Annotated in this window: 7 protein-coding genes; 1 reads left to right on the forward strand and 6 read right to left on the reverse strand. The window is 59.7% G+C overall.

Annotated features, from left to right (window positions below; translation table 11 throughout):
* Positions 1-141: 141 nt before the first annotated feature.
* Both NKH63_RS27940 and NKH63_RS27945 read right to left on the reverse strand, forming a co-directional pair.
* Positions 142-2856, reverse strand: coding sequence for an ABC transporter transmembrane domain-containing protein (locus tag NKH63_RS27940; RefSeq protein WP_352909440.1), 2715 nt, complete (start codon positions 2854-2856; stop codon positions 142-144).
* 17 nt (positions 2857-2873) lie between these two features.
* Positions 2874-3338: a hypothetical protein gene (locus NKH63_RS27945; protein WP_352482312.1), complete on the reverse strand. Its 465-nt coding sequence runs from the start codon at positions 3336-3338 to the stop codon at positions 2874-2876.
* Here NKH63_RS27945 and NKH63_RS27950 point away from each other — a divergent pair.
* The gene (locus NKH63_RS27950) at positions 3324-3995 is read left to right on the forward strand and encodes a class I SAM-dependent methyltransferase (protein ID WP_031193291.1); all 672 of its coding nucleotides are present in this window, start codon (positions 3324-3326) and stop codon (positions 3993-3995) included. The genes NKH63_RS27945 and NKH63_RS27950 overlap by 15 nt on opposite strands.
* 129 nt (positions 3996-4124) lie before the next feature.
* Here NKH63_RS27950 and NKH63_RS27955 read toward each other — a convergent pair whose 3' ends face one another.
* From NKH63_RS27955 to NKH63_RS27970, 4 genes are all read right to left on the reverse strand, one after another.
* The gene (locus NKH63_RS27955) at positions 4125-5321 is read right to left on the reverse strand and encodes a glycosyltransferase family protein (protein WP_352482311.1); all 1197 of its coding nucleotides are present in this window, start codon (positions 5319-5321) and stop codon (positions 4125-4127) included.
* Positions 5318-6562, reverse strand: coding sequence for a glycosyltransferase (locus NKH63_RS27960; RefSeq protein ID WP_352482310.1), 1245 nt, complete (start codon positions 6560-6562; stop codon positions 5318-5320). The genes NKH63_RS27955 and NKH63_RS27960 overlap by 4 nt, the downstream gene beginning before the upstream one ends.
* A gap of 1 nt (position 6563) precedes the next feature.
* Positions 6564-7778, reverse strand: coding sequence for a glycosyltransferase family protein (locus NKH63_RS27965; RefSeq protein ID WP_023716538.1), 1215 nt, complete (start codon positions 7776-7778; stop codon positions 6564-6566).
* Between the two features lie 103 nt (positions 7779-7881).
* Positions 7882-8298: a hypothetical protein gene (locus NKH63_RS27970; protein ID WP_352919705.1), complete on the reverse strand. Its 417-nt coding sequence runs from the start codon at positions 8296-8298 to the stop codon at positions 7882-7884.
* Between the last annotated feature and the right edge of the window lie 421 nt (positions 8299-8719).

Below are 8719 nucleotides of genomic sequence, written 5' to 3' on the forward strand. Positions count from 1 at the left end.
AAATTCGCGTTTGCCAGACTAGAGCAACGGACGCCCAGATGGAATCAATTCTCTTTTCGAGACGGCGAGACAAACCACGCGAAAGGTGGCGAGCCCGATGTCGTGCACCGGCAGAATGATCCCATCTGAATGTCCGTTGCTCTATGACAACAGTTCCTTGAAGATACCGTTCCCTGCCAAAAGTGTCTCGTGTGTTCCGTCTTCCGCCAATTGACCCGAGTCGAAGACGATAACGCGATCGAACATCATCGCCATTGCTGGATTCGTCACGACCCATACAATTGCCGGCGAATGGCCGTCGCGCCTGGCTTCCTCGAGCACGTTTCGCAGCACCTTATCCTGCATGCGCTGGTCGAGCGCCGAAAGTGGCCGGTTGAGAATGAGAAAATCGGGACGCTTGAGCAGGGCCCGGGCAACATCGAGCTTCTGTCGCTGTCCACCGGTCAGCCGCCTGCCGCCGGAGCCGACGTTGAAGTCCAGGCCGACATCCAGAAGTTCGGCATAAAGCCCCAGTTCGTCAAGAATGTCATAGACGATGGAGCGTATGCGGTCCGGTGCGTCGGGATGGTTGTTGCCCACACGCCCGAACAGGACGTTATCCATGACGGTGGCCGCGGCAATGTATTTGGCAGGGTCATACCGTTCGACCGCATTTTGCAGTTCGGGCGGCAGGTTTTCATAGAACCGGCTGCGTGCAGCGACGATCTTGCTCATCAGCTCGTCGCTCAGCAGGCCGAAGCGATGCCGGGGCTCGATGTAGGCAAAGCTCAAGGTGACGATCATGGCGCGATCGTTCTCTGAAACCGCCTCGTGAGGACGGTTCTTGAGCCGTTGTAGCAAGGTTTCGTAGGCGGGTATCTCCTCGGCGCTCATGAAGGCGAGCTGCTGGAAGAACTGGTGATCGGGCGGCAGGTCGGCAAACAGCTCGATCGCCTGTTTGGCGATCTCCAAGCCCATTTCGTAGAGCGTGCGGTCGAGGCCGGCTTGCCTCAGCACAGAAGCAAAATAGGGATTGGCCGCCAGGGCCCTGTCGGCCAGTTCGGGGCCGGCGGCAGCGCCGAAGAGCAGGTTTTGGCCGATCGTTGCTTCCTTGTTGTAGGCGCCCGGTTCGAAAGGAACCACCAGTCCGCTCAGCCCCTCTTGTTCCAGCCGGGTTCGCAGCGCCGCACGCAGTTCAACGATCCGCCTGGCAAGCTCCGTGTGACGCGTGAGGTCGGCCGAAGAGCGCAAGCCGAGATCCAGAATGTCGCGCGACAGAACAACCGCGTCGAGCACCCGGCGCACGGCTTCAAAGAGGTCGTGCGGGCCGGTAGCCCCGGCGGAAGCATAGTTGATCCAGTCGCTGTGGATATCGAGATCCGGATTGCCCGACCGGCGCGCCTCGTGGATATTCCAGCGGTGCTGGTCTGCCGCGGCACCGTCATAAGGCACCGATGTCAGCGGCGCATGCTTCAACCCGTAGAGCAGGTTGTCGCGGAGGCTTGCCTGGAACAGGAAAACATCCGACGAGGCATAGGACATGCGCCGGCCGGTCACTGCCTCGGGAAGTTCAAGCAGGTCGTCGGTACCCGAAGCGACCCTTCCGCTGTCCGGCCAGTTCAGCCGCGCGAAGGCTTCTGCAAGCGCCTCCGCTCCACCTGTTGCGGTACTGACCAGCGCCACCGTCTCACCCGGCTTGACCTGGAGGGAGATACGGTTGAGGAGCATTGCACCGCCATCGTCTGCTATAGACAGATTGATCGCCGATAGGGGATTGGTCATCGGATCAGGATCGTCGATCGTCAATGCCCCGATTTTCGGCGCGATGAGACCCTCGACGGTGAACTGTTCAACGACCTGTTGATATTTGACCTGGACATCCTGCCGATCCTGATCCCAGTCGATCAGTTCCTTCATCGGTCCGGGCAGGTCCTTGTAGGCGCCGATCACGGCCACGAGCTGGCCGACGTCCAGCCTCCCCTGGATGACCAGATACCCGCCGATCATATAGAACAGAAAGGGCGTGAGCTGCGCGAGAAAATTGTTGAGGAACTTCACCATGAATTTCCATTGGTAAAGATCGAAGCGGATCTTGAAGATGAGCCCGAGCCGGGCAGCTATGTCGGCGCGCTCGTAGTTTGATGTATCGTGGACGTGAACCGCGCCGATGCCGTCGACGATTTCGCCAACCCGGCCCGAAAGCGCGCGCGCCGTCAACTGCCGTTGGCGCCCGAGCACGATCAGCCGCCGCCGCATTCGCGGGATGAGTACGATCTGGATCACCACGATCACGACCGCTATCATTCCGAGCCAGACGTTCTGGATCATGATGAACAGCATGGCCGTCACCGCCTGGCCGCCGAGCAGTACCGGCTGCAGGAAGGCGTCGCCGATGAAGCCGCCCAGCGGCTCTACCTCGTCCTTCACCATGGTCGCCACTTCGGCGGATTTCACCCGCTTGAAGTAGACCGGCGGAAAACGCAGCACACGGTCCACCAGATCGAAGCGGATACGTCGCAGCATGCGTTCGCCGAGGCGGCCCTTGTAGGTGTTGATGTAGAATTTGAACAGGCCGTTGATGACGACTAGCAAGAGGAACACAAGGCTCAGGGCAAACAGGGTCTCCTTGCGGTCGAGCTGAAAACCGGAGAAGAACTGGACCTCTCCAATGAACGGCAGGTTATAGTGTAGCCTCATGAATGGCTGGGTCGCGCCCGGTTGCTCGAAGCCCCTACCTTGGATCGGGCCGTTGACGATCAGCTTCGGTAGGTCGAAGGACATGAAATACGGGACCATCGAAAGCACGACGATCATCAATATCCAGAGCTGCTGCTTCTTGGTGTGCGTCCAGATGTAGCGGGCTAGGCTGGGTTCCATATGCGACTGCGGACCCTTCAGTTGAAAGGATGCAGGATGTAAACGCACCTGCTGGCGAATGGCGTATCGGCAATTTCTTCGTCGCCAACGACAAAGTCGAAGCTGCAGTGCACGGACATTGTCCTGCGCTCAACGATGCAAGGAACCTGCGAGGCGGCGCGATCCAGTTCCGGCGCATGGTCGATGACAACGACATGGGCATTGTTGATCAGCGAAGAAGGCAGCTGGCCAGACGGTTCGCGGCTTCCGCAGGGCGTTGGCGAATAGCCGAGCAGCACGAGGCCGCAACTGGGCGGCTGGTGCTGGCGGATGGACGCCGATGATCCGGACAGATGCAACAGGCTCTCTCCGGCACCGGGCAATAGCCAAGCGGCTTGCAGCATAATCACGTCCGCGGAATCAAACAGTCTTGCGGGAGGCAAGATTGCGTTGTGTCGCCCGAAATCCCAACATACAAGACAAATATGATGGATGTCACGCAACCACGCAATGCCGGTATGGACTGGCACGAGCAAGCCTTGGACCTCACGCGGGGAATTGCTGCTTATGTCAACTGCCCTCTCGTGGCAGGGCTGGCGCGCGTCGTCACCAAGCATCCGAAGGCCGATATCGCCAACGCCTTCAACCACAAGCAGGTCGCCTGCAAGATGTGGGCGCTCGACAGGCTGTTCGAAAGCTGCGGCGGCCGGTTCGGGCGCATATGGGTTCTGGGTGGATGGTACGGCGTATTGCCGGCAATGCTTTTCAACGACGCCCGCTTCGACATCGCGGCGGTCGATAGCATCGACATCGATCCCGAAGTCGCGCCGGTCGCCCGGACCCTCAACCGGGAAGCCGGCGACCGGTTCCGGGCGCTAACGGCAGATATGTACGCACTCGACTATGCGGCCGTCCGGCCCGACCTGATAGTCAATACGAGCTGCGAACACATAGCCGATCTGCGCGCCTGGCTTGCTCTGCTTCCGCGGGGCACGAATGTACTGCTGCAATCGAACGATTATTTCAGCGAGCCGACGCACATCAACTGCGTGGCTTCACTTGCAACCTTCGAAGCAATGGCGGCGCTACGGGAGGTGCGGTTCTCCGGCGAACTGCCGACAAAAAATTATACGCGCTTCATGCTGATTGGAACTGTTTAATGTATTTCGCCCAAAAGTGCGTAGCGGTTTTCGGACAACGACATGCATAAAACAGGACTTGAAGCGCGTCGCACGAAACTCACCAGACGCGACGTGCGTTAGTCCTACTGAGTCAGTAACGCAGTAGGACTAGGATCTATCGTCTGTTTGATCATGAGCTTTTCCGAAACCGGGCTCCACTTTTAGGGACCATGTTCGATACCGCTCGTGCAGGATTTGCGCGGAGCGACGCGCGCCTTCCAGATCGAGACGATGCGCGGATGGCGTCGGTCTCACAAGCGCCTGTTCGATCGCTTGCGCCAAACCTTCAGGCGTTAGGTCCTTTTCCATCAGCACCGTTGCAAGACCGAGTTCTTCGAGCATCAGGGCGCGAACCGTCTGTTCGGTTTCCCCGCCGGCTGCAAATGGAACGAGCAGGGAGCGACAACCCGCGCGCAGGACATCGCAGACCGTGTTGTAACCCGCCTGCGAGACGGACAGGCGGGCGCCTGTCAGCAGGCTGGCGAAATCCTCGCGGAACCGGAAGATGGACAGGCCCGGCGTGGCATCGCGTGCGATCGCGTCAAATTCGTCTTTCGGCAGGTTTGGGCCGGTGATCAAACACCATTTCCGAGCGTTGTTGGCATTCCGCGCCGCTGCGATCGTGGAGCTGACAAGGCTCTTTCCGGCAGCCCCGCCGCCAACCGACACCAGAACGTCGAAGCGCTCGGAGGCCGCGGGTGAGGGCGGCGCGGCAACGAGCCCTGTGTAGGTGACCTCGGCCCTGATCGTCCCAGCCAGCGGAAATGTCTTGTCGATGGTTGCGAACGCCGGATCGCCGTGGACCATAACAAGGTCGAAATGCCTGTTGATGAGATCGACCGTTTCCTCGTTTCGGCCCGGCTTGACGCGCTCCTGAAGGATGTCACGGACGGACGTCGCCAGCAGCGGTCTGGGCGACGTCGCGTCGATGGCCTCGATCAGCGGCAAGAGTTCGAAACGCATCTGTCGGCGTCCAAATGGAAACGCCTCGAGAATGACGATATCAGGCCTGCAATCCCGGAATGCCTGCAGCAGCATCTCTGAACGCCATTTCTTGAAATCATCGTCGATCGGGTTGCCCTCCAGGTCGACAAGTCCGGAAAATCCTTCATCACCGGAGGTGACAGGTGGCAGGATTACAGATTTTACACCGAGTCCCGGAAACCCGGCGATCGGCGCTCCGCCGGTCACGACGGTCACGTCAAACCCGTCATCGACCAGAGCCGCCGCAATGCGGCTGGCGCGCGCAAGATGGCCGATGCCGAGCAGGTGCTGGACATAGAAGAAAGCGCGCAGCCGCTTCATTCGGCGGCCCGCCACTCCCGCTCGAACAGTTCCTTGAGCTGTCCAATGCTTGCCATATGATCGAAATTGCCGCGCACGCGCCGCTCTGCGGCGTCGCCGAGGCGGGCGCGCAGTACGGGATCACGGATCAGGCGCTCCAGCGCCTGTGCCAGGGCAATTGGGTTTTCCGTCGGAACCAGCAGCCCGGTTTCATCCGGCGATAAAAGCTCCGGCACGCCGGAAATATCGGTCGACACGCAGGCAAGCCGCTGGCTGGCCGCCTCCACCAGAACATTCGGCAGACCGTCACGATCGCCATTTGCGGTGATCCTGCAGGCCAGGGCGAAGATGTCGGCGCGGCGGTAGTGCTCAAGCACTTCCTCCTGCGCAAGCGCGCCTTTCCAAGAGACGCGACCATCCAGTCCGAGCTTTTGCGCCAGCGCCTTGAACCGCTCCAGTTCCTCGCCGCCGCCGATATGCTCGAAACGCCACGCCAAATCACCGGGCAACAGGGCAAGGGCCTGCAGCAACGTATCGTAACCTTTCTTTTCAACGGCGCGCCCGACACTCAGAACGACAACCGGTTCGTCCGGCGCCGAGCCGTCATGCTGCTTTCGCGCCTCGCCGAAACTGCCGAAGCGATCAAGGTCGAGCCCATGATAGCTCAGATGTATAGACGAGTTGCCGTTAGCGAGTTTTTTCAGACGGTCGAAGCCGGTTTTCGTGCAGGTGACCGTCCAGCGCGCCGAGGAAAGCTTGCCGGCCAGATCCCAGTCCGCCGAAGTCCAGATGTCCTTGGCATGGGCCGAGCAGGTCCAGGGCAGGCCACGAAGCTGGCTGGCATAGCGCGTCACCGATGCCGGTGTGTGCGCGAAATGTGCATGCAGCCAGCCCGCGTCTTCCGGCCATTCGGCCGCCAGCACGAGCGCTTGCCCGAAGCGGCGCGCGCGATTGCGCGTAAAGTCGTGGGGGAGATCGGCAGCCAGCGATCCGAGCGTGCGCCAGAAGCACGGCCGCAGCAGATAGGCAAACAGCGAGCGAAGCACGCGCAGCGGCTCTTCATGCAGATATTCCGGCAGATAATGGACCGGCGCTTTGATCTCGTCATGCACGGGGTGGCGTTTTTCGTCGGTCGGCCGCCTGAGCGCGACGAGTATCAGGTCGAACCCTGCACGCTCCAGACCGAGCAATTCCTGCGCGATGAAGGTTTCGGACAGCCGCGGATAGCCCTTCAGAACCACGACGATCTTGCGATGTTGCAACTCAGGTCATTCCTTCAATGACCGAAAGGTGATGGCCGGCCCGCCGGTCGAGCAGTTCCGCGACGATTTCGGAAATATGAGGCAGCCCTTCCAGCGTCAGATGCGGATTGCTCTGTGATGGGTGGGGCCGGTCCGGCAGCGCCACCAGTGCATCGGCAAACCGCTGGGAATCCTTGGCTTCCTCCGGCAAAAGCATCTCGATGAGGCCAAGTTCGGCTGCGCGCCGAGCGCGGATCAGTTGTTCCTGGCGGGGCTCGACGCGCGGCACGATCAGCGCCGGCTTGTCGAAAGACAGTATCTCGCAATAGGTGTTGTAACCGCCCATCGCCACTACCGCCTTGGCGCCGGCAATCAGGTCTTCCATGCGGTTGTCGAACTCGATGATCTTGATGTAGGGGATCTTGGACCCCTTCTTGAGCAGCTTGTTGCGCTTGCGCGCCGGCATGTAAGGCCCAAGCACGATCAGGGCCCTATGCTGCAATTGCGGATCCTGCTGATAGGCATCGATGACGTCGTGGATCAGTTCGGCGCCGTCACCGCCGCCACCGGTAGTAACGAGGATATAGTCGCCCTCGGGCCGGTGGCCGGGCAACTCGTTCCGCTGCAGGCTCCGTTGCAGGAAACCGACGAACCTCATCTTTGCCCTGACAGCCGGCGGCACATCCAAGCCGGTCAACGGATCGTAGAAATCCGGCGGGCCATAGGCCCAGACCTTGTCGTAGAACAGGCCTATCTTGCGCATCACATCCCTGCGTGCCCACTCTGCTTCGAGCAGATGCGGCGCATCCATTACCTCGCGCAGGCCAAGCACGAGAGTGGTGCCCCGCGTCTTGAGGTAGGACAGCGTGTCCTCGATCTCACCGCGCAGGCCGAGCGGTTCCTTGTCGACGATGAAGATATCCGGCCGGAAGGTCTCAGCTGTATGGCGGATGATCGACTGGCGCATCCTTAGCGTCTCATGCAGATCGATGTCCTTTTCCAGCGAGGTGTATTCGCCGTTGCGCAGCTTGATGACGCTGGGGATCTTCACGAAGTCGACACGGGCGCGGTAGTCGAAGGCGCCAGCGATAGTCGCACCCGAAATGATAAGCACCTGAAGTCCGCGGAAATCCTCGACCAGCGAATGCGCGATAGTCCGGCAGCGCTGCAAATGGCCGAGCCCGAACGTGTCGTGGCTGTACATGAGAATTCGAGCGTTTTCTGCGTGCTGGGTCATTGTTGAACGTCTCTTAGAATTCTCGCTTTGAGGACCGTGAGCGACCCGCCGGCTTCGAAACCATCCTGGTTTTGAAACATGAGGCCGCGATTTTCAATTTGTATTACTTCTGTGGAATGCCTGTCAGATAACTTTCTGATTGCCTGAGTCCGAAACTAGATGGATTGGCAAATATCGCCTCGGCGGGAGCGGGTCGAGACTCCCTGTTGTTGTTTTGGGATGGATCGAAGGGGAAAGCGGTGTCCAAAAGATCGGCAGAAGTCATCGCTCTTGATTCCAATAAGGCCTCTCCGAACTTGATTGGTTTCCGAGCGGTGAAAGCGAATTCCGCTATCCTGCGCGTATAGTCAATTGCTTGATCGGTATACGAAAGGACAGGGTCACCGGGCGTCGCACGGCGCATGTTGTTGTAGAACTCATTTCGCGCGCCATTGCTCTCGGTCTTGGGGGACCAAAAGTGCTGCCCATCAATCTCTTGACGGGCGGTCTGATTATGATTCACCGACCAGAACTGAGCCATCTATCGCCCAAGCTAGCCGGAATTTCGGCAGGAATCGAGTGGACGCCAGCGCTCACAACACACCGCCTGCGGCAGAGTGTGTGCAACACCGGTTACTTGTCGATCGCTATGGCCTCTGGCTAATGCCTTAGCTGGGGCGGTGACGGTCCTTTTTGAGACGACCTGAGCGCGTCGCCGAACGTCGCGAGGTGCGAAAATCACTCGATTGGTCCCGATAGTTGGCGAAACCTCAATGAGTTTGATGATTGGCCTCGTAGGTTCACAGAGGGCGGCGACGATCTCGTCGGGGTTCTCTTCCGCCTAGTTGAAGATCCAGGCTGCCGACCGGGAGATCGAGGGACTGTCGGGAATTCTGTGCGCGAGGCCATGATGATGGAAAGGAGAGAATCATCGCATGGCTATTGAGAAGGAACTTCTGGAC

It is taken from the genome of Mesorhizobium sp. M0960 (assembly GCF_040319055.1).
Taxonomy (GTDB): Bacteria; Pseudomonadota; Alphaproteobacteria; order Rhizobiales; family Rhizobiaceae; genus Mesorhizobium.